The 23,222-nt window shown below is 68.4% G+C and carries 27 protein-coding genes; 9 read left to right on the forward strand and 18 right to left on the reverse strand.

Features of this window, described 5'->3' with window-relative positions; genetic code table 11:
- Positions 1–114: 114 nt before the first annotated feature.
- The 5 genes from ACFV15_RS41370 to ACFV15_RS41390 all read right to left on the reverse strand — a co-directional run bounded on the left by ACFV15_RS41370 (position 115) and on the right by ACFV15_RS41390 (position 3,383).
- Positions 115–753, reverse strand: coding sequence for a nitroreductase family protein (locus ACFV15_RS41370; RefSeq protein WP_378358061.1), 639 nt, complete (start codon positions 751–753; stop codon positions 115–117).
- Positions 747–1,733, reverse strand: a complete 987-nt coding sequence (locus ACFV15_RS41375) for an aldo/keto reductase (RefSeq protein ID WP_378358063.1) — start codon at positions 1,731–1,733, stop codon at positions 747–749. Before ACFV15_RS41375 ends, ACFV15_RS41370 begins: the two co-directional genes overlap by 7 nt.
- A 108-nt stretch (positions 1,734–1,841) precedes the next feature.
- Positions 1,842–2,228 carry an ATP-binding protein gene (locus ACFV15_RS41380; protein ID WP_378358064.1) on the reverse strand — a complete coding sequence of 129 codons (387 nt, stop codon included), beginning with the start codon at positions 2,226–2,228 and terminating at the stop codon, positions 1,842–1,844.
- Positions 2,229–2,232: 4 nt separating this feature from the next.
- Positions 2,233–2,949: a SigB/SigF/SigG family RNA polymerase sigma factor gene (locus tag ACFV15_RS41385; RefSeq protein ID WP_378358096.1), complete on the reverse strand. Its 717-nt coding sequence runs from the start codon at positions 2,947–2,949 to the stop codon at positions 2,233–2,235.
- 50 nt (positions 2,950–2,999) lie between these two features.
- The gene (locus ACFV15_RS41390) at positions 3,000–3,383 is read right to left on the reverse strand and encodes an anti-sigma factor (RefSeq protein ID WP_378358065.1); all 384 of its coding nucleotides are present in this window, start codon (positions 3,381–3,383) and stop codon (positions 3,000–3,002) included.
- 138 nt (positions 3,384–3,521) lie between these two features.
- Between ACFV15_RS41390 and ACFV15_RS41395 the strand changes: the two genes are divergently transcribed.
- Genes ACFV15_RS41395 through ACFV15_RS41405 form a run of 3 tightly spaced genes read left to right on the forward strand, consistent with a single transcriptional unit; the run spans position 3,522 to position 5,050 of the window.
- Positions 3,522–3,830: a WhiB family transcriptional regulator gene (locus tag ACFV15_RS41395; RefSeq protein ID WP_378358098.1), complete on the forward strand. Its 309-nt coding sequence runs from the start codon at positions 3,522–3,524 to the stop codon at positions 3,828–3,830.
- 50 nt (positions 3,831–3,880) lie between these two features.
- Positions 3,881–4,228 carry an STAS domain-containing protein gene (locus ACFV15_RS41400; RefSeq protein WP_378358067.1) on the forward strand — a complete coding sequence of 116 codons (348 nt, stop codon included), beginning with the start codon at positions 3,881–3,883 and terminating at the stop codon, positions 4,226–4,228.
- A 36-nt stretch (positions 4,229–4,264) separates the two neighbouring features.
- Positions 4,265–5,050, forward strand: coding sequence for a metal-dependent hydrolase (locus tag ACFV15_RS41405; RefSeq protein ID WP_378358100.1), 786 nt, complete (start codon positions 4,265–4,267; stop codon positions 5,048–5,050).
- On the opposite strand, the gene ACFV15_RS41410 is transcribed toward ACFV15_RS41405, so the two are convergent.
- Positions 5,040–5,729 (reverse strand): class I SAM-dependent methyltransferase, encoded by a 690-nt coding sequence (locus ACFV15_RS41410; protein WP_378358069.1) that lies wholly within the window; start codon positions 5,727–5,729, stop codon positions 5,040–5,042. The two genes, ACFV15_RS41405 and ACFV15_RS41410, sit on opposite strands and share 11 nt — an antisense overlap.
- Positions 5,730–5,807: 78 nt before the next feature.
- Between ACFV15_RS41410 and ACFV15_RS41415 the strand changes: the two genes are divergently transcribed.
- Positions 5,808–6,356, forward strand: coding sequence for a TetR/AcrR family transcriptional regulator (locus ACFV15_RS41415; RefSeq protein ID WP_378358102.1), 549 nt, complete (start codon positions 5,808–5,810; stop codon positions 6,354–6,356).
- On the opposite strand, the gene ACFV15_RS41420 is transcribed toward ACFV15_RS41415, so the two are convergent.
- The gene (locus tag ACFV15_RS41420; protein WP_378358070.1) at positions 6,302–7,555 is read right to left on the reverse strand and encodes an MFS transporter; all 1,254 of its coding nucleotides are present in this window, start codon (positions 7,553–7,555) and stop codon (positions 6,302–6,304) included. The two genes, ACFV15_RS41415 and ACFV15_RS41420, sit on opposite strands and share 55 nt — an antisense overlap.
- Positions 7,556–7,755: 200 nt before the next feature.
- Between ACFV15_RS41420 and ACFV15_RS41425 the strand changes: the two genes are divergently transcribed.
- Positions 7,756–8,088, forward strand: coding sequence for a hypothetical protein (locus ACFV15_RS41425; protein ID WP_378358072.1), 333 nt, complete (start codon positions 7,756–7,758; stop codon positions 8,086–8,088).
- On the opposite strand, the gene ACFV15_RS41430 is transcribed toward ACFV15_RS41425, so the two are convergent.
- Positions 8,081–8,917, reverse strand: coding sequence for an SGNH/GDSL hydrolase family protein (locus ACFV15_RS41430; protein ID WP_378358073.1), 837 nt, complete (start codon positions 8,915–8,917; stop codon positions 8,081–8,083). The genes ACFV15_RS41425 and ACFV15_RS41430 overlap by 8 nt on opposite strands.
- Before the next feature lie 218 nt (positions 8,918–9,135).
- Between ACFV15_RS41430 and ACFV15_RS41435 the strand changes: the two genes are divergently transcribed.
- The 3 genes from ACFV15_RS41435 (at position 9,136) to ACFV15_RS41445 (ending at position 11,612) form a co-directional block, all read left to right on the forward strand.
- Positions 9,136–9,612 carry a hypothetical protein gene (locus ACFV15_RS41435; RefSeq protein ID WP_378358074.1) on the forward strand — a complete coding sequence of 159 codons (477 nt, stop codon included), beginning with the start codon at positions 9,136–9,138 and terminating at the stop codon, positions 9,610–9,612.
- Between the two features lie 64 nt (positions 9,613–9,676).
- Positions 9,677–11,050: an MFS transporter gene (locus ACFV15_RS41440; protein ID WP_378358075.1), complete on the forward strand. Its 1,374-nt coding sequence runs from the start codon at positions 9,677–9,679 to the stop codon at positions 11,048–11,050.
- A complete protein-coding gene (locus ACFV15_RS41445) occupies positions 11,040–11,612 on the forward strand; it encodes a PaaI family thioesterase (protein ID WP_378358077.1) in 573 nt (190 codons plus the stop codon). Before ACFV15_RS41440 ends, ACFV15_RS41445 begins: the two co-directional genes overlap by 11 nt.
- On the opposite strand, the gene ACFV15_RS41450 is transcribed toward ACFV15_RS41445, so the two are convergent.
- From ACFV15_RS41450 to ACFV15_RS41495, 10 genes are all read right to left on the reverse strand, one after another.
- Complete coding sequence (locus ACFV15_RS41450; protein ID WP_378358078.1) at positions 11,609–14,137, reverse strand: tetratricopeptide repeat protein; 2,529 nt, start codon at positions 14,135–14,137, stop codon at positions 11,609–11,611. The genes ACFV15_RS41445 and ACFV15_RS41450 overlap by 4 nt on opposite strands.
- A 25-nt stretch (positions 14,138–14,162) precedes the next feature.
- Complete coding sequence (locus ACFV15_RS41455; RefSeq protein WP_378358079.1) at positions 14,163–15,107, reverse strand: glutamate ABC transporter substrate-binding protein; 945 nt, start codon at positions 15,105–15,107, stop codon at positions 14,163–14,165.
- Positions 15,104–16,471 carry a hypothetical protein gene (locus tag ACFV15_RS41460; protein ID WP_378358080.1) on the reverse strand — a complete coding sequence of 456 codons (1,368 nt, stop codon included), beginning with the start codon at positions 16,469–16,471 and terminating at the stop codon, positions 15,104–15,106. Before ACFV15_RS41460 ends, ACFV15_RS41455 begins: the two co-directional genes overlap by 4 nt.
- A 57-nt stretch (positions 16,472–16,528) precedes the next feature.
- On the reverse strand, positions 16,529–17,506 hold the full coding sequence (locus ACFV15_RS41465; protein WP_378358082.1) for a methyltransferase: 978 nt from the start codon (positions 17,504–17,506) through the stop codon (positions 16,529–16,531).
- The gene (locus ACFV15_RS41470) at positions 17,503–19,197 is read right to left on the reverse strand and encodes an ABC transporter ATP-binding protein (RefSeq protein WP_378358083.1); all 1,695 of its coding nucleotides are present in this window, start codon (positions 19,195–19,197) and stop codon (positions 17,503–17,505) included. Before ACFV15_RS41470 ends, ACFV15_RS41465 begins: the two co-directional genes overlap by 4 nt.
- Positions 19,194–19,622 carry a lasso peptide biosynthesis B2 protein gene (locus ACFV15_RS41475; RefSeq protein ID WP_378358085.1) on the reverse strand — a complete coding sequence of 143 codons (429 nt, stop codon included), beginning with the start codon at positions 19,620–19,622 and terminating at the stop codon, positions 19,194–19,196. The genes ACFV15_RS41470 and ACFV15_RS41475 overlap by 4 nt, the downstream gene beginning before the upstream one ends.
- Positions 19,619–19,876 (reverse strand): lasso peptide biosynthesis PqqD family chaperone, encoded by a 258-nt coding sequence (locus tag ACFV15_RS41480; RefSeq protein WP_378358087.1) that lies wholly within the window; start codon positions 19,874–19,876, stop codon positions 19,619–19,621. The genes ACFV15_RS41475 and ACFV15_RS41480 overlap by 4 nt, the downstream gene beginning before the upstream one ends.
- Positions 19,857–21,698 carry an asparagine synthase-related protein gene (locus ACFV15_RS41485; RefSeq protein ID WP_378358089.1) on the reverse strand — a complete coding sequence of 614 codons (1,842 nt, stop codon included), beginning with the start codon at positions 21,696–21,698 and terminating at the stop codon, positions 19,857–19,859. The genes ACFV15_RS41480 and ACFV15_RS41485 overlap by 20 nt, the downstream gene beginning before the upstream one ends.
- 9 nt (positions 21,699–21,707) lie before the next feature.
- Positions 21,708–21,830 carry a hypothetical protein gene (locus ACFV15_RS41490; protein ID WP_378358091.1) on the reverse strand — a complete coding sequence of 41 codons (123 nt, stop codon included), beginning with the start codon at positions 21,828–21,830 and terminating at the stop codon, positions 21,708–21,710.
- A gap of 82 nt (positions 21,831–21,912) precedes the next feature.
- Positions 21,913–22,164: a response regulator transcription factor gene (locus tag ACFV15_RS41495; protein WP_378358093.1), complete on the reverse strand. Its 252-nt coding sequence runs from the start codon at positions 22,162–22,164 to the stop codon at positions 21,913–21,915.
- Between the two features lie 334 nt (positions 22,165–22,498).
- Here ACFV15_RS41495 and ACFV15_RS41500 point away from each other — a divergent pair, with 334 nt between their 5' ends.
- Positions 22,499–22,678, forward strand: coding sequence for a hypothetical protein (locus ACFV15_RS41500; protein ID WP_378358094.1), 180 nt, complete (start codon positions 22,499–22,501; stop codon positions 22,676–22,678).
- Positions 22,679–23,222 lie beyond the last annotated feature (544 nt).

Raw genomic sequence — 23,222 nt, forward strand, 5'->3', positions numbered from 1 at the left:
AAAGAAAAAAGAGAACGAAAGGGGATTTCACTTTGGGAATGCCTATTGAATTTAATACACTGATTGTGACAAAAGGAAAAGAAGTTCTAACCGTCGGCAACACTCACGAGTCCTTCACCAGCGGTCGATGTGCAGGACCTCGTCCAACGGCTGCCGCGGCGCAGGCTTGAACGTGTGCCCGGTGTAGAACGCCGTCGGGATCATCGCGGCCTGGTGCACGCCCTCGGGCAGGCCGAGGATCTCCGCCGCTTCCTTCTCATAGTTCAGGTGCAGCGTCGTGTACGCGGTGCCGAGCGTGAAAGCACGGCACGCCAGCATGTAGCTCCACACCGCGGGCAGCAGCGACGCCCACATGCCTGCCTGGTTGCCGGCTGGCAGTTCGGCCTTCCCGGTTTCCAGGCACGGGATGACGAGGACCGGCACCTCGCCCATCTTGTCCGCGAGGTACTCGACACTCGAGCCGACGCGCTGCTGGACCTTCGACCGCTCCGGGTCGTCCGCGAAGAGTTTGCCTGCGGCGTAAGAAGAATCGAGATACTCGCGGCAGGCGCGCTGGTACACCTTGCCGAGCGCGGCGCGCTGGTCGGCGTCGGTGATCACCAGCCATTGCCACTTCTGCGTGTTCGACCCGCTCGGCGCCTGCAACGCGATGTCGAGCGCGGTCCGGATGAGCTCCATCGGGACCGGGCGCTCGAGGTCGAGCCGTTTGCGGACGGTACGGGTGGTGGTCAGCAGTTCTTCTGGGGTCACCATCGCTCCTGGATCAGGGGGCGCACGAGCTCGTCGTACACCTCGCGGACGGTTGCTGCCGCCTTGGCGTCCAGTGGCGGCAGTGTGGCGGCGACGGTGTTGGCGCGCGCCTGCTCTGGGTTGCGGGCGCCGGGGATCACGGTGCTGACGCCCGGCTGGTCGAGGATCCAGCGCAACGCGAACTGCGCGAGCGTCTGGTCCGCCGCCAAAACTCCACGCAGCCGCTCGACGGCCTCGAGGCCCACCTCGTAGGGCACGCCGGAGAAGGTCTCGCCGACGTCGAAGGCCTCGCCGTTGCGGTTGTAGTTGCGGTGGTCGTCGGCGGCGAACGTGGTCGACGCCGTGTACTTGCCCGAAAGCAGCCCGGACGCCAGCGGCACACGGGCGATGATCCCTGCTCCGGCAGCCACGGCGGCAGGCAGCACACGGTCCAAAGGCTTGAGGCGCAAGCAGTTCAGGATGATCTGGACCGAAGCGACACCCGGGCGAGCCAGCGCGGTCAGCGCCTCTTCACAGGTCTCGACACTCACGCCGTACGCCGCGATACGACCACGCTCGACGAGCGAGTCCAGCGCGTCGAAGACCTCGTCAGACGAGTAGACGGCCGTCGGCGGGCAGTGCAGCTGGACGAGGTCCAGTGTGTCCATGTCCAGGTTCTTACGCGAACGGTCGTTCCACGCCTCGAAGTTCGCGGCGACGTAACCCTCGGGGACCTGCGACGGGAGCCTGCGGCCCATTTTCGTGGCCACGAAGACGTTTTCGGCGCCGCGTTCGCGGCGGAAGCGCCCGACGAGGCGCTCACTGCGGCCGTCGCCGTAGACATCGGCCGTGTCGAAGAAGGTCACGCCTTCGTCGGCGGCAGCGTGCAACACGGCCAGCGCGTCCGACTCGTCGACATTGCCCCAGTCCGCGCCCAGCTGCCAGCAGCCGAGCCCCACCGCGCTGACCTGACGGCCAAGCCGCGTTACCTCGCGATTCTCCATGATCTCCAGATACTAGGGCGTGCTGCGCGGATCCGCGTTCGCGATAGCCGAGCCCAGGCGGCCCCTGGCGGCACCGACTCTCATCGAACCGTATCCGCGCAACACGCCCTAGGTCTCGACCCGCGAGCGCAAGGCGAACCGCGCCCAGACACCTTTCCCGCACCCGTCGAGATCGCTGCCCCACTCCGCCGCGACCGCCTGCACGAGCAGCAGCCCCCGGCTGCGCGCGGCGGCGGGCTCCGGCGTCCGCTGAGTGGGGGGTGATTGGCTGCGGTCGAAGACGCGCAGCGTGAACTGCTCGCTGTCGTGGTCGAGCTCGAGCCGGTCGGGGCCGCCGCCGTGCTCGACGGCGTTGGTGACCAGCTCGGAGGTCGCGAGCACGGCGTCGTCGATCAGCTCGGCGGCGACACCGAGCTCGGCCAGTGCCTGCCGGACGACGCGGCGGGCCACGGTCGGCGCCGTCAGGTCGTCGGGCAGTGCGAACGAGATCTTCATCGCGTCACGTGTCCGGCATGTCAGCTGTACCCAGGCCGTCCCTGAGCTTCTTCAAGGTAGTCGTCAGCAGCCGTGACACCTGCATTTGCGACACACCGACACGGCGTGCGATGTCCGACTGGCTGAGGCCGTAGCCGAAGCGCAGCGCGACGATCTTGCGCTCACGTTCCGGCAGCGTCTCCAGCAACGGCCGCAGCGCCTCGCGGAGCTCGGCCTGGTCCAGGTTTTCGTCGGGGCCGCCGAACGCGGCGTTCGGCTGGCTCTCCAGCAGATTGTCGAGCGAGGTGCCGTAGCGGCCTTGCCCGGCGCGAAGACCCTCGTAGACCTCTTCGGTGCCGATGCCGAGGTGGTGCGCGATCTCACTCGGCCTCGGCGCGCGCGAAAGCCGCACGGTGAGTTCCTCGCGGGCCGCCGCGATGCTCGCGTTCAGCTCCTTGAGGCGCCTCGGCACCCGGACCGACCAGCTGTTGTCCCGGAAGTGATGCCGCAGCTCACCCGAGATGGTCGGCACGGCGAACGCGAGGAAGTCGCTGCCGTGTGCCGGGTCGAACCGGTCGACCGCGTTGATTAACCCGATCGTGGCGATCTGGACGAGGTCGTCGAGTGGTTCCTCGCGGTTGGAGAACTTGCGGGCCAGGTTCCTGGCCAGCGAAAGATGGGTACGGACGAGCTCGTCGCGGATGGGTTCGCGACGAGGGTCGTCGGCGGGGAGCTCGGCCAGCTCCGCGAAGAGCTGGTCCGCGGCCGCGGTGTCGGCCGCCGGGTCGTTGGTCACCGCTCGGCCGTCGCGCACTCGCGGACGAGGTCGATCCGCGCCACGAACCCGCCGTCCTCCGGCGTGACCGTGCGCTTCGCCGACGTCGCGAGCGCGGTGAGCAGCTGCCAGGTCAGTGACGTCTGTTCGACCAGCTCCGCGGAGCGGACCGGCACGGTGACGACCACCTCGACCCGGCCGGGCTCGGTGGTGAACACGCAGGTCATCGTGCCTTCGATCGCCGACCCGAGCAGTAACGAGCACGCCTCGTCGACCGCCATTCTGAGGTCTTCGATGGCGTCAAGGTCGAAATCCTGACGCATGGCGATGTCCGCGGCGAGCGTGCGCAACGTGGGTACCACGTCCGGCACCGCGGCCGTGCGTACCTCGATCACTCCCACGGGGGCTCCTTTCGAGTCGAACGCCCTGATCGGGTTGCTGCCCAGCGTAGAAGCAAACCAAACCCGACGTTTGATCCGAACGCCAGCCGGGAAACAAGGAGGCAGTTCGTGGGGATACGCAGGAAGGGCGGGAACGACATGGCTGACGTGAGCCGGCTACCGAGTGTGGTGGCGGAGGAGTGGGACTGGCAGCTCAAAGGCTCATGCCGGGGAGCGGACAGCAGCCTGTTCTTCCACACCGACAACGAGCGCGGATCCGCCCGTGAGCGCCGCGAGGCGCGCGCGAAGGAGATCTGCCACGGCTGCCCGGTGCTGCAGCAATGCCGCAGGCACGCCCTCACCGTGCAGGAACCGTACGGTATTTGGGGTGGTCTAGGGGAAATCGAGCGGCGGCAGCTCTTCCTCCGCCAGCGACGCGCCGGTAAGAAGTCGGTCCCCACTGGCTGACGGGATGAGCGTACTGGGCTAGGGTCGGGCGGACCCTGAGGAGAATGTGCATGCCCTCCCCCGAGCCAGACGCAACCACGCCGGGCTTCACGATCAAGGCCGACGCGGAGCCCCGTGTCGTCGTGACCGGTGAACTGGACCTGCTGACCAGCCCCCAGCTGCAAGAACGGCTGGACGCGCTGATCGACGACAAAGGCACCGAACGGCTGGTCATCGACCTGACCGGGGTGACCTTCTTCGACTCGTCGGCGCTGAACGTGCTGTTACAGGCACAAGGCCGCGCCGGTGAGCGCAAAGTCAGCCTCGCGATCGTGCCGAGTGACGCGGTGAGCCGTGTCATCGATCTGACCGGTGTCGGTGAGCATTTGACCGTTGTGCAAGAACCGCCTGCTTCTTAAGCCTTAGCACAGCGAACTGGGGATCCAAATTCCATGATGGGGCGTACCCACGCCCTCACGGGCTGGTGCGCGGGCTTGGCACTGGCACCAGCCGTGGGGGCGGGATCAGTGCACCAAGCGGTCGTTTTCGGCGCCACCACAGCGGGTTTCGCGCTGCTGCCCGATCTCGACCATCCCGGCGCGAGCGCGTCACGGCTGTTCGGCTGGCTGACCGGGCTGTTGTCCTGGGTCCTGCGCCGGGTTTCCGCGGCGCTCTACGCGCTGACCAAGGGGCCGCGTGACGAGAAGGTCACCGGCACCCATCGGCACATGTCCCACACCGTGTTGTTCGCCGCCGGGCTCGGCGCGCTGACCGCGTGGGGCACCGCCAAGGGCGGGCCGTGGGCGGTGTTCGGTGTCGTCGTGTTCGGGCTGCTGCTGGCCGAAGGCGCGCTGGGTGACTGGCTGCTGCCGGTCAGCGCCGCGGCCATCGGCTGGTGGTGGTACACCGCGCCGCCGGATCACGCCGCGCAGCTCGAACAGATCACCGGCTGGCTCGGGTTCGCCGTCGCGGCGGGCTGTATCGCGCATTGCCTCGGTGACGCGCTGACCGAATCCGGCTGCCCGTTCCTGTTCCCGCTGCCGATCGCGGGTGAGACCTGGTACGAGCTGCGGCCGCCGAAATTCCTGCGTTTCCGTACCGGCAAGAAGGTCGAAAACCGGCTGATCTTCCCGGTCTTCGTCGTGCTCGGCGTGATGTTGCTGCCCGGGGTCTGGGCAGCGACGACGGCGACGTTCGACCGGCTCTTCGTGCCACCGTCGTCGCAAACCGCTAACCCTTGACGAGGCGAAGCCAGAGGTGCCACGGATACGGGCTGACCGAGCCGTCGCGCAGCACCGCCTTCGGCTCGCGGACGGCCTCGATGAGCAGGCCCGACGCCTCGAACGCGTCGGTGTACCTGGTCAGCGGATGCGTGTAGCCCGCGAAGACCATCGGGATGCCGTCCCGCTCGACGTCCTCGCGCTGATAAGTGCCTTCGAAGTAGGTGTCGCTGACGACGAACGCGCCGTCCTCGGTCTTGGCGCCGGTGTTCGCCGGGTGCACGACCGAGATCACGAACCTGCCGTCCGGCGTGAGCACTCGCGCGGCTTCGCGGACCGCGCCTGCCATGTCGTCGATGTCCATCAACGCGTTGTAGGCGATGACGACGTCGAAGCTCTCGTCCTCGAACGGCAGATCGGCCGCATCAGCGAGGAGGTACTCGCCGTCCGGGTGTGCTTCGCGCGCCGAGTCGATCAAGGTCGCCGAGGCGTCGATCCCGGTGACCTGATGGCCGTTCTCGGCGAGATCCCGGCTGAGCCTGCCCTCGCCGCAGCCCAGATCCAAAGTGGACTTGCCGGGTGCGGGTACGAGCCGCAGGAAGTCGTCGCGGTAGCGCCAATACGAGTCGAGGCCGGGTGCTCTGGTCCAGGTGATCCACTTGCGGGCGTGTTCTTCCCAGTCTGCTGCTGCGTTCCCCATGACCTGGACCATAGTGAGGAATGCGCAGGTCGGCGCCCGAGTTGAGCAAGATACGAGAAGACAGCTGATGTGGAGGATCTGGTGACCGTCGCGAAACCGGCGTTGCGCGCCGACGCCCGCCGCAACCGGGCACGCGTGCTCGAAGCGGCCGAAGAGGTCTTCGCGGCCGAGGGGCTCGGCGTGCCGCTCGACGAGATCGCGCGCCGCGCCGGTGTCGGAGCCGGCACCGTCTACCGGCATTTTCCCAGCAAGGAAGCGCTCTTCCAGGCCGTCATCCTGGAGCGGATCGAGCAGTTCGCCCAGGAGGCGCATGACCTGCTCGGCTCGCCCGATCCCGGCGGCGCCTTCTTCGGCTACCTGCAGCGGGTGATCGACCAGTGCGCCCGCAACAAGGCGCTGTGCGACGCGCTCGCCGAGTCGACAGGGCTCGGTTTCAAGACCGAAGCCGACGGTGAGCTCCAGGGCGCGCTCGGCGACCTGCTCGCGCGGGCGCAGGCGGCAGGCGCGGTGCGTGCCGACATCGACGTCGCCGGTCTGCGCGCGCTGATCGTCGGCTGCCTCGCGATGGACCGTTACGCCGGTGGCGCCGGGCCGTCCAAGGTCGTGTTCGACGGGCTCAAGGCATGAGGGCGTAGTGAAACCAAGTACCAGACCCCGTTTGCGCAAAGACCCGCGGCGGCCACAGACAAAGCCACCCGAGTACCGAATCCGGTGGCGATGATGCCGCCGAGCAGGCTGCCGATCGGCGCGGTGCCGAACAGCAGGAACTTGATCGTCGCGTTGACCCGGCCGCGCAGCCGTTCCGGCGTGATCGACTGCTGAAGGCTGACCGCCACGACGTTCGTCACGATGACGAGATAGCTGCCGCCGAAGCCCGCGATCACGTAGCTGACGAGTCCCCAGCCAGGCATGGTCAGCGGGAAGAACGCCGACACCACCCCGAAGGCGAAGTAGCCGAACCTGAGCGTCTCGACTTCGCTGAGCCTGGCGCTGACCCGGCGCGCGGTCATCGCGCCCGCGAGCGCGCCGAGCAGTGTCGTCGTGCTCAGCAGGCCGATCGCGGCGGGGGAGAGGCCGATCTCGCGGCGCAGGAACACGACCACCAGCGCGAGATGGATCGACTGGAACAGGCTGATCACCGCGCTGCTGATCCCCATCGCGCGCAGCAGGCGGTCGGCGAAGACCAGCTTCAGGCCCTCGGCGATCTCGGTGCGCAGGCGTCGCTTGGCCGCCTCCGGACGGGCTTCCGGCCGCCGGATGCGCCTGAGCCAGGCCGCGGACCAGAGGAACCCGAACGCGGTGACGAGCAACGAGCCTGGCCCGCCGGTCAGCTGGAACAGGAATCCGCCCGAGCTCGGGCCCGCGACCGCGGCGACCGAAAGGTTCGTCTGCAGGCGGGCGTTGCCTTCGAGCAGTTCGTCGCGGGAGACCAGCCGCGGCAGGTAGGTCTGATGGGCGATGTCGAAGACGACCGTCAGCACGCCGACCGCGAGGACCGCCGCGAGCAGGTGCCCCAGCGTCAGCTCGCCGAACGCGGCGGCGAGCGGGATCGAGAGCAGGATCAGCGCGCGGCCGACGTCGGCCGCGATGAGCAGCGGCCGGGTTCGCAGCCGGTCGCACCAGGCACCGACCTGCAGGCCGAGCAGCAGGTAGGCGAGCGTGTCCAGCATGCGCAGCAGTGAGACCTCGAACGCGGTCGCGTGCAGCGTCTCGATGGCCAGCAGCGGCACCACGAGCACGCCGACACGGCTGCCGAACTGACTGAGCGCGTCACCGATCCACAGCCTGCGGAAGTCGTCCTTCCGCAGCAGACCCCCAGTGATCATGACTCCACGATGCCAGAGTTGAGCGAAGTAGGCTCAACTCTGGCGAGAAACCTCATCGAATGAGGCAGCGCGCCAGGTTGCACGCTCTGTAACAGAACTTAAGATCAAGGCGAGTAGCCGGTAGAGATCCCCAGAGGCTGAGCGAAGTTGGTCAAGCGAAGGATGTAACACTCGGTAACCTCGCCAGGAGGAGGGACGCCATGGCTTCGAACCTGGGTTCCGTGACCGTCGTGTGCCTCGCCGGCTTCTCCGCCGGACTCCTCGTCGCCGCCATCCTGGTCGCCAATCGGGAAAACGGCAGGCCACCGGCTCCCGTAGGCGCCGTGATCGCGCCGACAGAGACGTCAACGCCTGCCAAGCCCGTCACGATCACCGTCACCGGCCGCCCGCCGGCGCGGCCGACGGTCACCGAAATCGTCCCCGTGCCGACGCGGTCGACGATCACGGAGACCGTGGTCGTCACGCCGAGTGAGTCCTCGACCACGACCACGACCTCCCCGTCTTCCTCGACCAGTGCGACCGGGCTCAACTGAGCGCGGCGAGCACCTGCGCGGCCTGGTTCCGCGCCCCTGCGGCGTTCGGGTGAACCGGCGCGGCCGGATTCGACGGCACGATCCCCTCGACCCACCGCACGCTCGGGGACTTGCACATGTCATGCCCGACGCTCGACTCGTAGGTGTCGACGAACACCGCGCCGACCGCCGCGGCCTGCTCGGCGAGCACATCGTTGAGGAGCTTGGTGATGTCGCGCAGATAAGGTGCGTCGCCGTCGGAGATCGGCAGGAACGGCCAGCAGTTGGTCCCGTCGTCCGGCATCAGCGTCGGGTAGCCGACGAGCACGACCTTGGCCTGCGGTGACCGGGCCTTGACGCCCAGCAGCACGTTCTTGACCTTGGGCCCGACCGCGCGGACCTTGTCGCCGAGCCGATCACGCCCGTTGCTCGAGTAGTAGTCCCGGCACGGCGACCCATGCGGGGCGAGCGGGCCCAGTCCCGCACAGGTCACGACCACCTCGGCGAACGGCACGTCGTTGCCGCCGATCCCGACGGTCACCAGCGACGTGTCCGCCTTGAGCCGGTCGAACTGCGGGGTGTTCAGCGGAATCTGGGCGCCCGTCATGTGCTCGGTGGTCGCGCCGCCGCAGCTGGCGTCGGTGAACTTGGCAGGCTTGATGCTGTTCGCGACCAGCGAGGGGTAGTTGCGGTCGGAGCGGGTGCAGGGGAGATCGATCTGGTTCGGGATGAGCGAGCCCGAGGTGTACGAATCGCCGAGCGACACGTAGGCCGTGCCCGCCGCCTCGGCGGGAGCGGCGACGACCGCCGCCGTGATGAGCAAAACGGGGATCACGGACAGTCGACGCATGGTGGTCTCCTCATTGATACACCAGTCCGATAATTAAGCTACTTTCTAGTAGGTTGCGCGGCCGGCGGGTAGCTCCGATCGGTGGGTCTTGCTCGGCGAGGTTGTGAAGGGAGCCTTCACAACGTTCGGCTGTGTGAAGGCTCCCTTCACAAAAAATCGGGCGTCCCCAGCGGGCGAGGGCATGCAACCGAATCCCCGGCCCAGGTCGTCCTCACCGCATGGGGAAAACGTGGGGAGTGTCGGCGCTGGTGCTGGTGGCCGTTACGGCCTGCGGCGCGTCAGGCTCGGGCGGGCCGGAATGCACGGCTATCGGAGCGTCGGCGGGCGTCGGCATCGAGCTGGCGCCCGAGGTCGCCGGGCCGATCACCGGCGGCCAGATGGAGGTCTGCTGGGACGGCCACTGCCTCACGCGTGAGCTCACGCTCACCCCGTCGACCAAGACCGGGGCCACCACCTGCACGAACTCGGGGGTCTGCTCGGCCGAGGCCGTGCCGACCGGGGGCAAGAACGGGTTCGCGGACGTGCCGGGCCTGCCGGTCGCCGACGTCAAGGTCACCGTCGGGTTCGACGGCGGGCCGACGCGCACGGTGCACCTCATCCCGAAGATGCTGTTCCCGAATGGCCCGGATTGCGGGGGGATGGGGCCGCAAGGTCAACTCGAACTGGCCGCCGACGGGACCGTGCGGGTCAAATAGCCGCTAATCCCGCGTCGACCTGGGGAACGTTTCACTACACCCATTCGGGGGAACCTTGCCGCGCATGTCATCGAATGCGTCGGACACGGTCCGCGAGGCGCCGCCTGAAGAGATACGCAAGGCCGTGGCCGGTGCGGCCATGGGTAACTGCATCGAGTGGTACGACTTCGGGGTCTTCGGGTTCATGCCCGCGATCCTCGGCCAGGTGTTCTTCAACGCCTCCAGTACGTCGGAAGGCGCGCTGGCGACCTTCGCGGTGCTGGCGATCACGTTCATCGTGCGGCCGTTCGGCAGTTTCGTGTTCGGGCCGCTCGGGGACAAGATCGGGCGGCAGAAGGTGCTCGCGCTGACGATCATCCTGATGTCCGGGTCGACCTTCGTGATCGGCCTGCTCCCGTCCTACGCGACCATCGGGCCGGGCGCCGCGGTCATCCTGATCCTGCTGCGTACCGTCCAGGGCTTCTCCGCGGGCGGGGAATACGGCGGGGCGGCGACGTTCATCGCCGAGTACGCGCCCGCGCGCAAACGTGGGTTCTGGGGTAGCTGGCTCGAGTTCGGGACGCTGGTCGGGTTCGCCATGGGCGCCGGGTTCGTCACCCTCTTCACCATCGCGCTGGGCGATGACGCCATGCGAGAGTGGGGCTGGCGGCTGCCGTTCCTGATCGCCGGTCCGCTCGGCCTGATCGGTCTGTACCTGCGGAACAAGCTCGAAGACACCCCGCTGTTCCAGGAGCTCGAGCAGAAGAAGCAGGTCGAGAAGTCGCCGCTGAAGACGCTGCTGCAGAAGCACTGGTCGTCGATCCTGCACCTGATCGGCATCGTGGTGATGCTGAACGTCGCCGACTACATCGTGATCACCTATCTGGAGACCTACCTCAAGGATGTGGTCGGGTTCTCCGGGAACGCGCCACTGCTGATCATTCTGGGCACGATCCTGTTCATGCTGATCGTGATCGTCCCGGTCGGCTCGGTCAGCGACAAGATCGGGCGAAAACCGATTCTGATCGCGTCGTGCGCCGGGTTCCTCGTGCTGCCGATTCCGGCGTTCTCGATCATGGAAGCGTCGAAGGACGACCGCAATGTGCTGCAGCTCGCGCTGGGTGTCGCGATGATCGCGATCCCGCTGGTGCTGATACTCGCCGTGCTCGCCGCGACGCTGCCCGCGATGTTCCCGACGCCGGAACGGTATGGCGGTTTCTCCATTGGTTACAGCGTTTCGACCGCGATGTTCGGCGGTACCGCGTCGTACATCGTCAGCAGCCTGGTCGACAGCACCGGGAACAACCTGTGGCCCGCGTACTACCTGATGGGCGCGGCCGCGATCGCGGCGATCCCGATTTTGCTGCTTCCTGAAACATCGGGCATTTCACTGCGCCGGGTGGTCAGTTCACGCGTGATCCGGCGGCGGCAGGCGTTAACGTCTGCGCATGAGTCGTAACGTCCCAGACTGGCCACCGGTAGACGTCGAGCCGGTACCCGTCCACCCGAAGGCACCGGCGGCGGGTACCAAGCTCGGCCCGCACTACAGCGAGTGTTTCGGCTGTGGCGACGAGGTGCCGACCGGGCTGCGGCTGCAGTCCACAATGGGCGATGAGCACACGGTGCACTCGCAGTTCACCGTCACCGCCGCGCACCAGGGCGCGCCGGGCCTCGCGCACGGTGGGCTGCTGGCCGCGGCTTTCGACGAGGCGCTCGGCGCGACCGTCGGCTATCAGCTGCGCCAGCCCGCCGTCACCGGGCGGTTGGAGACCGATTTCCTCCGCCCGGTGCCGGTGGGCTCGACGTTGTTCATCGTCGGCAAACTGGACGGGATGGCCGGGCGCAAGGTCTACGTCAGCGCCAACGGTCACCTCGACTCCGAAGACGGGCCGATCGCGCTGCGCGCGCGTGCGCTGTTCGTGATCGTCGCCGTCGAGCACTTCACCACGCACGGCGACAAGGACGCGATCGCCAAGCTGGCCGCGTCCAGCCGCAAGCAGAACCCGGAGCTCAATCCCTAGGTCAGCGTGCGCGGCCGGATCTCGTTGGCCTTGTCGACCAGCGCGATCCGTTGCTCCGCCGTGCTCGCGAGCCTGGCCAGCGCGCGATAGCACCGCTCGAGTCCAAAGCGGACTTCACGGTCGTCCATCGCGCAGCCGAGCACGCGCATTCCGGGCTGCGGCTTGGTTTGCACCGTCCGGAGCCAGTCGTGCGCCGCTTCGAGCACGTCGGCCGAGAGGCGGGTGCGGCGCTCGGCGTCGAGGGTGAGCCGTTCCAGGCGGTGTGACGCGTCGAGCAGGTCGCGCTCGGTCACCGCCTTGCCGTCGCCGCCGACCCTGGTCTTGATCTTGATGGCCGCCACCTGCGCGGCCGTGTGGTGGGTCGAGGACAGCGGCACCGCTTCGAGTACCTCGATCGCGCCCGCCCGCGCGCCCTGCGCGAGGTAGACCCGCGCGAGGCCGAAGGCGGCGCTGACGTAACTCCGGTCCGTGCGCCACACCAGCTCGTAGAACCGCGCGGCGCCGAAGTAGTCGCCGACGCCCTCCGCGCTGATCGCGAGCGCGAGTTTCGGCGCGATCTCGCCGGGCAGTTCGTCGTACACCGAGTCGAACGCGACGTGGGCGACGCGCGGGCGTCCGCCTGCCAGCTCGATCAGGCCTCGGTACCAGTCGATCCGCCAGTCGTGCGGGAAACCGGCCCTGATGGCCAGGTACTGGGCGGCCTGCAGCTGACGTTGCGCCTCGGCCAGCTCGCCGAGTTCGATGCGGGCGCGCACGATCCGCAGCCGCACCTCGATCGACTCGCGCGGCGCGCCTGCCAGCGACTCGATCGCCTCGCGCGGGTCGGCGACCGTGTTCGTCGCCAGCACGCCCGCGCCGGGGTCGTCGGTGTCGACCTGGGGGACCGGCAGGCCGGTGACGACCTCGCGGGCGTCCGGCAGCGGCACGTTCTGGCCTGGCTCCGGCACGACCAGGTCGACGCCGAACGCCCGGCTCTCCGGACCGAAGACCGTCGAGATACCCGGCCTCGGCTCGTTGGTGCCGAGCGCCATGATCTCGCGCAGTACCCCGGTGAGCTGGTCGCCCATGTCCTCGGCCGCGATGAACCGGCGGTCGGGGTCGGTGTGCGTCGCACGCTTCAGGAACCGGTAGTAGGAACCGAAAAGCGAGAACAGCGGCACTTCGCTCGGCGGCGGCAGCGTGGTCTTGTACTTGGTCGTGTAGCCGGCGAACTCGAAGCTCAGCACGGCCAGCGTCCGGCCGACCGTGTAGAGGTCCGAGGCGACGGACGCGCCCTGCTTCGCGAGCTCCGGGGCGCTGTACCCGGTCGTGAAGAACAGTGGGCTCTCGTAGTCGTCCATCCGGCGGACCGCGCCGAGGTCGATCAGCTTGAGCTGCTCGTGCGTCTGGATCACGTTGTCCGGCTTGAGGTCGCAGTACAGCAGGCTCTGCGAGTGGAGATAACCCATGGCGGGCAATATCTCCAGGCCGTACGCGATGACCTGGCCGATCGGCAGCGGCTCCGGGCGCTTCGTCTCGCGGTGGTGCGCGAGCGCGAGCTGGCGCAGCGACTGGCCGCCGACGTACTCCATCACGATGTAGCCGACGGAGTTCCCGGTCTTCGGGTCCGCGTGCTGGACGAAGTTGTGGATCTTGACGATGTTCGGGTGCTCGACCTCGGCGAGGAAGCGGACCTCGTTGACCGCGGCGAGCATGGCGGTCGCGTCGCCGGTGTTGATCAGGCCCTTGAGCACGACCCAGCGGTCGCTGACGTTGTGGTCCTGCGCGAGGTAGATCCAGCCGAGCCCGCCGTACGCGAGCGCGCCGAGCACCTCGTACTGGCCGCCGACGAGCTCGTTGGGCTGCAGCTTCGGCACGAACGAGAACGGCTCGCCACAGTTGGCGCAAACGCCGTCCGGCTCGCCGGGCTTCCCGTTCTCACCGCGGCCGACCTTGGAGCCGCACGCCCCGCAGAAGCGCTTTTCCTCGGAGACCATCGGGTTTTCGAGCACCGCGGACTCGGGGTCGCGATAGGGCACCCTCGGTACGTCGACCAGCCCGGCGCCGAGCCTGCCACGCCGAGACGTCCGCGAGGACGTCCGCCGCGAGGTGCCGGGGAACGCTCCCGATCCGGTGCCGCCGCCGGTGCCCGCGCCGGTCCCGTGCCCGGTGCCGGTGCTGCGCTCGGGCAGCACGCTTTCGGTGCCGGGGTCCGGCAGCGGGATGCCGGGACCGGTCGCCGGTGGCGCCGGCGGCATGATGCTCTGGGTTTCCGGCGTCGGCGCGGACAGCACGCTGGTCGGCTGCGGATCGTTGTTCGGCTCCCAGTACGGCCGGACGGCCTGCGTCTGCGGCTGTGCCTGCACCGGCGGGAGGTTCTCCCTGGTCGGCGCGTCCGGCGAAGCGGCGGGTCGTGGCACCGGCGCGTGATAGATGGTGCGCTCGGCCGCCGACTCGTCGCCGCCGTCGAGCCTGCCGGACATGGGCGCCTCCGGCTCCTGGGCGTCAGGTGCTGCGTGCCGAGGACGGCGCGGCTCCTCCGACACTGCTACCTCCCAATCCGAAAAAGCATCATTTGTACGCGGGCTGCGGTGGGTCGGCGGGTTGCAGCCGACCGCCGAGCCAGTGGTCGTAGCTCTGCTTCCAAGTGCCGTTACCCCGCACGTCTTCGAGCACCGCGTTCACGAAGCGGACCATGTCCTCGTTCTCTTTCGGGATGCCGATCCCGTAGCTCTCCGTGGTGAACGCGTCGCCGACGACACGCACCGTCGGGTCCTGCGCCGCCATGCCTGCGAGGATCACGTCGTCGGTGGACACCGCGTCGACCTGGCCCTGCTGCAGCATCACCAGGCAGTCCGACCAGTTGTCCACCGAGACCGGCACCGGCTTCGCCGGGTTGGTGGCGATCGCGGTCAGCGACGTCGACGTCTTGGTCGCGCACACCTTCTTGTTCGCCAGATCCGGCAGGCTCTTCACACGAGAGTCCTTGTCCACCAGGATCCTCTGGCCCGCCTGGTAGTACACCGAGGAGAACGCGACATCCTTGAGCCTGCTGCAGTTGATGCTGTAGGTCCGGACGACGATGTCGACCTGCTTCTCCTTCAACACGTCCTCCCGCTGTTTTGACGGGATCGCGCGGAAGCGGATCTTGTTCTCGTCGCCGAAGATCGCCTTGGCCACCTGCTTGGCCATGTCGATGTCGAAGCCCTCGAGATCACCGGAGACCGGGTTGCGGAACCCGAACAGGAACGTCGTCTGGTCGACGCCCGCGATCAGGTGCCCGCGCTCCTTGATCTTCGCCATCGTTCCGGTGATGGATTTTCCTTGCGGGGCAAGGGAAGCGAGTGGTCTATCGCAGTCGTTCTTGGCCGCGTCCGGTTTCAGGTCCGCGCCGCCGACGTGCGCGGGCTGCGGCCGGATCACCTCGGCGACCGGCGCGGGGTCGACCGGTGTCCCGGCGCTGCCGCAGGCGGTGGCCAGCAGTGCGACGCCGAGAATTCCGAAAAGCCGCTTCACCGGTACTCCCTCAGCCGTTCACGGATGCCGATGGCCACGCCGCCCGCCGCGATCACCGCGAGCACGCCGAGTCCCGGCGCGAGCAGGGTCAGCCAGCGGTCGCCCGCGCGGGTGTCATCAAGGAAGTTCTGCCTGCCGACCTTGATCGCGGCGACCAGATTGTCGTCCAGGCGCTGGAAAGCGGCGGCCGAACCGTCCTCTTTGGATACATCGATGGCCGCTTTCACGGCGTCGTTGTACTGGCCGCTGGTGTCCGTCTTGCGGATCTCGCCATATGCCTTGAACCACGCCAGCGCGCTCTGGTTCGCGGCCTCGACCTGTGTCTTGGCGGCTTCGAATCCCTTGGCCTCGCCGAGCAGCCCGCTCTTCTGGTCGGTGCCGACCAGCTGGGCCTGGAGCGAGGCGAAGTCCTTTTCATAGGACGCGCCGTCGCCGCGCGCGACCAGTGTCAGCGTCTCGTCGGCGCGTGCCTGCAGCGCGGCGATGCGGGCACGGACCAGCACGTCCACCTGGTGGCTGCCGTCGGCCTCGCCGCCGCGGACCTGCGTGCTCTGCACGATCATCGCGACCGAACCCCACAGCAACCCGACCACGATCGCGCCGGTCGCGACCAGCAGCCCGACATTGATGACGCGGTTCGTCTTGCGGGTGAGATGGATCTGGGTGGCGGCGAGCGCGCCGAGCAGCGCCAGCGTCAGCAGCGTGGTCAGCCAGGGGAACGCGTTCGCGTCATCCTGCGAGTTCGAGAGCCGGTCGGTGTCGATCTGGTACAGCTCCTGGGCGGCGGGCAGCACCTTCGACCGCATCAGCTCCGAAGCTTCACGCAGGTAGGAGGCGCCCGCGGGGTAACCCTGCTTGTTGTTCGCGCGCGCGGTCTCGACCAGGCCGGTGTAGACCGGCAGCAGCTGGCCGATCAGGTTGACCTGCTGCGCGGCGCCGTCACCGGCGTCGGAAGCGGCCTTCGCGAGCGCGGCGCCCGCCTCCGCGATGTCCCGCTCGTACCGCTCGCGCAGCGCGGGCGGCTCACTCCCGATCGAGAGGAACGCGCTCGCCGCGGTCGCGTCGGCGTCCGAGAGCGACCGGTAGACCTGCTGCGACGCCACGGCCAGCGGCTCGCGGTGGTCGATCAGGTCGTTGATCGTGTCCTTCTTCGTCTGCACGCCGACGGTCGCGATGATGCCGGTGAGCAGCACGAGCAGGCCGAGACCGACCCCGATCACCGAAAGCCGTCCCGGCGTCGCGCGCGTCGACCGGACGATCCCGCGTACCGCTACCCCGGGAAGCGCCAGCAGGCTCGCGAGCCCGGACTTCGGCTCACGCGGCGGTGCTGGTTGCGCACCTGGCCGCGTTTCAGTGGTGGTCATGACCCTCCCCAATACATACGGGGATGAAGGTAGCCGAGACGACTAGTCGACAGCCACCTAGCCACGCCCGAATCGCATCACACGGAGGCCGCAGTCCAAGGCCAGTACGTCGGTCAACACGAGCCCGGCGGCGGTGCCGAGCGCCTGGTACCGGCCGACCGTGCGCTCTCGCCCGCCGCACAGCAGGAAGGCGCGTAAATCCATGGCCGTCATCGTGCGCGGGTCGTTCTCGTCGGTGACCCGCTCGACGACCAGCGTGGCCGGTCCCGCGTCGCGGCAACCGCGCAGAATGCGGATCGCGTGCTCGTCCGCCCAGTTGTGCAGGACGTTGACCACTGTATATACGTCGGCGCCCGGCGGGAGCGGTTCGAAGAAGCTCTGCGCGACGGGGGTGAACCGGCTGCTCGTGATGGCTTTCGAGGCGGCCGAGACCGCGGCGGGCAGGTCGACGAGGGTGACTCGGAGGCTGGGATGCGCGGCCAGCAGCGCTTCGGCGAGCGTCCCCGTGCCGCCGCCGACGTCGACCACGGAGCCGACGGCGAACTGATCCAGTGCGGCCAGTTCCGGCACGAACTCACCCGCGTGCGCGCCGCGGAGCTCGTCGAAGCTCGGGCCCAGCTCGGCCGCGGCGGCCAGGTCGGCATAGAACTCGGTGCCGTAAAGCTCGGGGTACGGCGCTTTACCCGTCCGTACGGCCTGCGGCAGCGCGCGGACGGCTTCGTCCATCCGGCTGCCGACGCCCGACTGGTCCAGCCACGCGCGCAGGCGCGCCGGATGCCCGTCGAGCAGCACCACGGAGTATTCGGTCAGGCCGAAACCGTCCTCGGTGCGGCTGACCACGCCTCGGCAGGCCAGGAAGTCCAGCAACCTGCCCAGCAGGTCCGGGTCGGTGCCCGCCGCCTCGGCGATCTCGGCGGGCGAGGTGCGACCGCAGGCGATGTGGTCGGGGATCCGCAAGGTGGCGGCCACGCGCAACGCCACCGGCGCGAGCCCGTCGACGGCCTCGGCGAATTCGTCAGGGGTCCAGGTCGTCACAGCAGCTGTCCTTCCACCATGCGCCGGTAGTAGCCGCTGGTGTCCAAAAGGGAGGAGTGGGTGCCCTCGGCGCTGACCCGCCCGTTCTCCACCAGCACGATCTTGTCCGCGGTGAGGATGGTCGACAGCCGGTGCGCCACCACGAGCACGGAGCAGTGCTCCGGCAGCCGCCGGATTCCCTCCAGTATCGCGTTTTCGTTGCCGGTGTCGAGGCTCGACGTCGGTTCGTCCAGCAGCAGCAACGGAGACTCGGCGAGCATCGCGCGGGCGATCGCCAGCCGCTGTCGTTCACCGCCGGACAGTCGCGCGCCCTGTTCGCCGACCGGGGTGTCCACACCGGACGGAAGCCGGTCGACCAACCCGTCGAGGTTCACCGCGCGCAACGCGGCGCGCAGTTCGGCCTCGCTCGCGTCCGGCACCGCGAAGGTCAGGTTGTCCCTGATCGTCCCGTACAGCAAGGGTGCGCTTTGCTCGACCAGCGACACCATTTCGCGGGTTTCGCGGCGGCCGAGCCCGGACTCGCCGAGGAACTCCACCCGGCCGAGCGTCGGCTCGTAGAACCGGCACACCAGCGAAAGAATCGTCGACTTGCCAGCGCCGGACGGCCCGACCAGCGCGGTCTTCGAGCCGCGTGGCACCGAAAACGAGATGCCGTGTAGCACTTGAGGACCGCCGTAGGAGAACGACACGTTGTCGAAGCGCAGTACCGGCGTGGCCGTGACGCGCTTGCGGCGACTCGGCTCTTCGTGCTCCTCCACCGGAAGCGCGAGCGCCTCGTCGACCCTGGCGAGCGCACCTTGCGCGCGCTTGAGGTCGGTCAGCCCTTCGAGCAGATTTCCCAGTGGTACCACCAAATACGTCGAGTACAGCAGTAGTGCGACGAGATCGCCGAGCGCGATGTTCCCTGACGCCACCCGCATGCCGCCGATCACCAGCACGAGCAGGAACGACCCGGTCGCCGCGAGCTGGACGGCAGGGCTCGCGGCCGCGGCCAGCTTCGCGGCCTTCAGCCCCGCCTCGTACGCGGACCGCGCGACTGCCTTGAGCCGCTCGGTCTCGCGCTCCTCGGCGAGGTTCACGCGGATGGTCCGGCTGCCGGTCAACGCCCGTTCCAGGTCAGCGGTGAACTCGCCGACCGCGCTCTGCTGCTGATGGCTCGCGAGCTGGATCCGGCCGAGCACCAGGCTCACCCCGCCGGCGGCCACGGCGAACACGCCGAGCACCACGAGGAACAGCACCGGGTCGATACGCAGCATCAGCACGGTGGCGCCGACCGCGGTGAGCGCGCCGACCACGATGTTCACCAGCCCGTGCGCCGCGACCTCGCGCACCGCGGTCGTGTCGTTGCCGGCCCGTGAGATCAGGTCGCCCTTGCGGGTCTGTTCGAGTTCCGCCATGCGCACGCGCAGCAAGCGGCCGACGAGCCGGACCCGCAGCCCGAACACGACGTTCTCGCCGAGCCGTTCCAGCAGGTACCGGCCCGCGGTGTCGACCACGACCTGACCGGCGAACAACGCGACCAGCCCGAGCACGAGCCCGGTCAGCGCGCTGTGCCGCTGCACGGCGTCGATCACCTGCCCGGCGATGAGCGGCTGCAGCAGCCCGAGCCCGGCACCGGCGAGCACCAGCACGAACGCGCTCGCGACGAGCGCGCGATGGTCACGCAGCAATCCGAGCAGGCCTTTCCTCATGCCGTGCTCACCCTGATCAGCGGCCGGTAGTTCGCCGGTTCACCCGGTTCGCCGACCATGCGCCGCTCCGCTTCGAGCCACGCGTGTGCCGCGAACGGCGGGGTGGCCCGCACGCCGACACACCAGTCCGGCCAGCCGCCCTCTCGTTTGCACAGCAACGCGATGGCGATCGACCGCGGCAGGCAGCCCCGCCAGCCCGCGCAGCGTGCGCTCGCGAGTACCACCTCGCGATGGACGCGCTCGGCGGTGGCGTGGTCCACCGGTGGCAGTCCGGCGCTCGCCTTCGTCAGAACCCGTTGCAACGTCTTGGGTTTGCGGCGTGACGCCAGCAGCGCGCGCCAGACGACCGCGCGCACGAGCAGCCGCCGCCGTAGTGACGCACGGTCGTGCCTGGTGCGCCGGGGCATGGTCATCGTGTAGCTCATCGGGTCACCATGTCGGCGGCCAGCAGTTCGGCGATGAGCGCGTCCACGTCGGCGCGTGCCTGCTCGGCGCCGATGTCGTATTCCGCCGTCAGCCGCCCGCAGATCTCCTGCTCGGCACTGCCGGCCGCCAGTTCCTCGGCGATCAGCGTGCCGGTTTCGTTGAGCTGCCAGTACTTGCCGAGTTCCTGGTCGAGTAACACGGACCCGTATTCGGTCCGCGCGATCGAAACATGGTCACGCAGTCGCCACGCCATGGCTCTGTTCCTTTTCGGTCGTCATGTTCTCTTGCGCGCGCAACCAGACTTCGCACGCGATGGTCGTGTCGAGCGCCCCGTCGGCCAGCTCGGGCGCGTCCGGGTGCGCGCAGAGCTCGCGCAGCCGGACGGCGTCGACCAGGCCGCGCGCGGCCAGCCGCGAGTCCGTCCACAGCGCACGGACGTCGGTCGAGCCGTCGCGCATGCCGAGTTCGGTGTCCAGCGAGCCCTCGTCCTTGCTGGTCCGGTCCAGCACGGCGGCCGGGACGATGCCGCGCATGGCCTCGCGCAACACGGGTTTGTACTGCCAGGGGTCGACACGGTCGGCGAGGTTCACCGCGAGCGCGGCTTCGATGACACGGTCGTCGAAGAACGGCGCGGCCAGTGGCAGCCCGAGCCCGGCCGAGATGTCGGTGAGCGCGCGGATGAACCTGGCGCCTTGCGCGATCGCGTCCAGCTCGGCGTGACGGCCCTGTCCGGCGGCGAGTGGAGTCGCGTGCTCGGCGGCCATGCGCACCTCCCTGTGGACAAGCGCGCGGCCGTGCGCGGTGAGCCACGGGTGCAGTGTGCTGGTGATTCCCCAGGTCAGTGCGGGTGTGCTGAAGTCGAGTGCGGTCGAGCCGCGCAGTGAATCGGCCAGCCAGCGGCGGTAGCCCCGCCGGCTCGCGAGCTGACGGGTGATCTCGGGGAGCGGCCACGAGAGCATCGCGCGGTAGGCGGCCAGCCTGCGCAGCGCGGCGACCGGGCGGGTGCGGAACAGGTCACGCACGAGCGCCGGATGTCCGCAGAACAGGTGGTCACCGCCGTGCCCGGTGAGGTAGACCTCGGCGTGCACACCCCGGCCGATGCCGATCATCGTCCGCAGCGCGGCGCGGTTCGCGACCACCACCGACGGCTCGTCGAGATGATCGGCCGAGCCGAGCAGGTTCGCGTAGGTGAGCGGCATGTCCGAGGGCGCGAGCACACGCTGGGTCAGCCCCGGCAGCCCGGCGACGGCCTTTTCCGCCCAGAACTGGTCGGAGCCGAACGCGTCGCGACTGCTCACGGTCACGGCCAGCAGGGCGCCTGCGTGCTCGCGATGAGCGAGCGCGGTGACCGCGGTGGAGTCGTAGCCGCCCGAGAGCTCGCTGAGCACGGTGCCGCGCTCACGGCAGAACGCGCGGACGGAAGCGGTCAGCGCCGCTTGTACGGCGAGTGCACCGTCGGCAGCCGAACCTTCGGGCGCCGGTGGCGTCCACCAGCGAGTGACGCGCGCGGTGCCGGTCACGAAATGCCCAGGTGGCACCGCATGCACGCCGCGCCAGAGCGGCCGCTCGCCCAGCGGGTGCGGCAGCGGCTCGAGCAGCCGCGCCGCCAAGGCGCCCTCGTCGATTTCGGCGCCGGTCAGCGCGGCGAGCAGTTCGGCGCGGTCGCTGAACACCGTCAGGCCCCGCACTTTCGCGTGGTAGACGCGGCGGGTACCGGACGCGGTGCCCTGTACCCGCAGTTCGCCGTCGACGGCGGCCACGATGTGGTGGATGCCGGGTAACGCGCAGATCGTCGACGTGAGGCCCGCGACGCCGGTGGTGGCCGCGAGGTCACGTTCGGCGCGTGCGGCCTCTGCCTGGCTCAGCGGGCCTGGCCCGATCGTCGCGATGGCCCTGGCACCGGCTCTGACCAGCGTGATGGTGGTGAAACGCCGGCTCGCGACGAGCCAGGGGCGTCCGGAGGGATACCGGAGCACGGCCTCCGGCAGGCCGGGAAGGGAGCCGGCCACGGCGCTGGCTCCGTCGTCATCAGGGAATACCACGAAGTATTCCATCGCGTGGCCGGACTCCTTCATCGGTTTTCCTTACGGGACGATGCGGCCGACGGGGATGACCTTGCCGTCCTTGAGGAACTTGCCGAAGCCCGCGGTGCTGGTGGCGAAGGTGCCACGAGCGGTCAGCTTCGGTGCGACATAAGGCTTCTTCATGAGTTTTCCTTTCGGGATTCGCACGTTGTGTGCGAGCACAGCCTCTACTCGGCGGCAGGTCCCGCACTACTGTCGTTCGCGACTATTTGTCGGCGACGGCAAGGTGCTGATAGACATACGAAGAAAGGCAGGCGCCCAATCTTGAATCGAATTCAAGTTTGCTCATGATCTGCGTCAGGTGGGCGCGCACGGTGCGCTCGCTGACGAACAGGAGATCGGCCAGGTCCTGGTTGGATCTCCCCTGCGCCAGCAGGAGAAAGACTTGCTTTTCCCGTGGTGTCAGCTCGTCGATTCTGTCATGTAGCCGGAACCACGGCGGAACTTCGGTACTCATGAACTCAGCAGACCCCCCTGCTACGGCTCATTGGAACTTGCCCCAGTGTTTCTGCTCGGCAGTCTACATAGACGAGCAGGCTTGTGACGCTAAAGTCATGTTTCCGGATAGCTGCACCGCCATTCGAGTGAGAGCCTATCACTGACTCGGGTGACGCTGCCGTCAAATCGCGTTCCTACTCTGCGGTTAAGTGACACCGGGTCATCGTGGATCAGTCCGGTCGGGGCCGGATATCGGCGTTTCCGCCAATAGAAATGCCAATGGGGCGTGGCCACTATGGATGTCGCGGTGATCACTTGGGGGTCATCGCTCCCATAGAGAAAGCGAGAAGAGAATGCATTCCGAGAACCCGTTCGACCTGGATGTCCGGGTGGCGACCCCGGGCACCGACGGCGCGAACCCGGCCTTCCCGACGGTCCCGTGCAGCATTCCCTGCACGAAGATCTGCACGAAGTTCACCTGTCGCAGCTGCACCTGCGCCAGCTGCATCACGCAGTGCCCGATCGGCTGCTGATCCGGCGCACAGCCTGAAAGCGCGGGGGTGGGGGGGGGGCGCACCCCCCCCGCCCCGCCCCCCCCCCCCCGCGCCCGCCCGGGCCGCCCGGCCCCCCCCCCCCCCCCAACTCGCGTGCCTGGAGAGTCGGCAGCATTCCGACCCTGCAGGCTCGCGTGCCGACCCGCCAGGCTCGCGTGCCGACCGGCTGGGTACGGGTGGCGTCCGTTGGGTACGCGTGGCGGCTGGCTGGGGCAGGGACTCGTGAGTGATGGCGAGCGGTTCTTTTGGGCGGAAGGGCAAAGGTGTCATGTCGTGCTGGGCGACCTTGGCCTGCTTCAGCCCTGGCCACGAAAGAGTGACTGTGGAGGGTTTGCGGCGTTAGGCGACGCAAATCCTCCACGCCGGGGCTTGGTGTGTGGATTTTGCGTCGTCTAACGCCCCAAAACCCACACACCCCAGCCGATCGAGGTCGTGCGTGCTCGCGATGGAGCCTGGCCCCGGGCGGGGTCTGCGGTGACGGTTGCGGGCGAGTGGTAACTCTGCTCCGTTGGATGCAGCAGAG

This window comes from Amycolatopsis sp. NPDC059657 (assembly GCF_042734395.1).
Classification (GTDB): Bacteria; Actinomycetota; Actinomycetes; order Mycobacteriales; family Pseudonocardiaceae; genus Amycolatopsis.

Coding starts and splice junctions, on each gene's coding strand:
- ACFV15_RS41475 (WP_378358085.1), bottom strand. CDS start 19,622: ATGAGCTACACGATGACCATGCCCCGGCGCACCAGGCACGACCGTGCG.
- ACFV15_RS41370 (WP_378358061.1), bottom strand. CDS start 753: ATGGTGACCCCAGAAGAACTGCTGACCACCACCCGTACCGTCCGCAAA.
- ACFV15_RS41410 (WP_378358069.1), bottom strand. CDS start 5,729: ATGGGGAACGCAGCAGCAGACTGGGAAGAACACGCCCGCAAGTGGATC.
- ACFV15_RS41435 (WP_378358074.1), top strand. CDS start 9,136: ATGGGGAAAACGTGGGGAGTGTCGGCGCTGGTGCTGGTGGCCGTTACG.
- ACFV15_RS41480 (WP_378358087.1), bottom strand. CDS start 19,876: ATGGCGTGGCGACTGCGTGACCATGTTTCGATCGCGCGGACCGAATAC.
- ACFV15_RS41445 (WP_378358077.1), top strand. CDS start 11,040: ATGAGTCGTAACGTCCCAGACTGGCCACCGGTAGACGTCGAGCCGGTA.
- ACFV15_RS41395 (WP_378358098.1), top strand. CDS start 3,522: ATGGCTGACGTGAGCCGGCTACCGAGTGTGGTGGCGGAGGAGTGGGAC.
- ACFV15_RS41460 (WP_378358080.1), bottom strand. CDS start 16,471: ATGACCACCACTGAAACGCGGCCAGGTGCGCAACCAGCACCGCCGCGT.
- ACFV15_RS41405 (WP_378358100.1), top strand. CDS start 4,265: ATGGGGCGTACCCACGCCCTCACGGGCTGGTGCGCGGGCTTGGCACTG.
- ACFV15_RS41470 (WP_378358083.1), bottom strand. CDS start 19,197: ATGAGGAAAGGCCTGCTCGGATTGCTGCGTGACCATCGCGCGCTCGTC.
- ACFV15_RS41425 (WP_378358072.1), top strand. CDS start 7,756: ATGGCTTCGAACCTGGGTTCCGTGACCGTCGTGTGCCTCGCCGGCTTC.
- ACFV15_RS41485 (WP_378358089.1), bottom strand. CDS start 21,698: ATGAAGGAGTCCGGCCACGCGATGGAATACTTCGTGGTATTCCCTGAT.
- ACFV15_RS41400 (WP_378358067.1), top strand. CDS start 3,881: ATGCCCTCCCCCGAGCCAGACGCAACCACGCCGGGCTTCACGATCAAG.
- ACFV15_RS41500 (WP_378358094.1), top strand. CDS start 22,499: ATGCATTCCGAGAACCCGTTCGACCTGGATGTCCGGGTGGCGACCCCG.
- ACFV15_RS41440 (WP_378358075.1), top strand. CDS start 9,677: ATGTCATCGAATGCGTCGGACACGGTCCGCGAGGCGCCGCCTGAAGAG.
- ACFV15_RS41420 (WP_378358070.1), bottom strand. CDS start 7,555: ATGATCACTGGGGGTCTGCTGCGGAAGGACGACTTCCGCAGGCTGTGG.
- ACFV15_RS41490 (WP_378358091.1), bottom strand. CDS start 21,830: ATGAAGAAGCCTTATGTCGCACCGAAGCTGACCGCTCGTGGCACCTTC.
- ACFV15_RS41430 (WP_378358073.1), bottom strand. CDS start 8,917: ATGCGTCGACTGTCCGTGATCCCCGTTTTGCTCATCACGGCGGCGGTC.
- ACFV15_RS41380 (WP_378358064.1), bottom strand. CDS start 2,228: ATGAAGATCTCGTTCGCACTGCCCGACGACCTGACGGCGCCGACCGTG.
- ACFV15_RS41375 (WP_378358063.1), bottom strand. CDS start 1,733: ATGGAGAATCGCGAGGTAACGCGGCTTGGCCGTCAGGTCAGCGCGGTG.
- ACFV15_RS41495 (WP_378358093.1), bottom strand. CDS start 22,164: ATGAGTACCGAAGTTCCGCCGTGGTTCCGGCTACATGACAGAATCGAC.